Origin of the sequence: Cryobacterium sp. MLB-32, assembly GCF_000738085.1 — a bacterium.
In the GTDB taxonomy this organism is placed as follows: domain Bacteria; phylum Actinomycetota; class Actinomycetes; order Actinomycetales; family Microbacteriaceae; genus Cryobacterium.
The window spans coordinates 1-383 of the sequence record NZ_JPRS01000757.1 but is presented as its reverse complement, the minus strand read 5'-3'; the positions used below and the strand labels follow the sequence as shown (position 1 = coordinate 383).

At 56.7% G+C, this 383-nt stretch carries 1 protein-coding gene; it reads left to right on the top strand.

Features of this window, described 5'->3' with window-relative positions:
• Positions 1-217 precede the first annotated feature (217 nt).
• Positions 218-383: Hsp70 family protein (locus JF66_RS22735; RefSeq protein WP_156110001.1), on the top strand; the 166-nt coding region annotated here is incomplete at its 3' end.

Sequence of the window (383 nt, the reverse complement as noted above, 5' to 3'; positions counted from 1 at the left end):
GACGCTTTGTGGCCGAATTTGTTTCCGCTGGTCACAGCGCAGCGGAGGGCGGACGTGTCGCGCAGGAGGCGAGGTCGCAGTTCAACCTGAGAGTTGAGCGCAAGTGACTCAACTTTGGGCTGCAGGAATTGACACCGGTTTCGGCGAGGTGAATACTTGAGCCAATGAGACTCAAGTCTTTGAACTTGATCACAAACTCTGAAGGAGAACAACCCACATGGCACGTGCAGTAGGCATCGACCTCGGAACCACTAACTCTGTGGTGTCCGTACTTGAAGGTGGAGAACCCACCGTTATCGCCAACGCTGAGGGCTTGCGCACCACCCCCTCGGTGGTCGCATTCACCAAGGATGGCGAAGTTCTCGTCGGCGAAACCGCCAAGC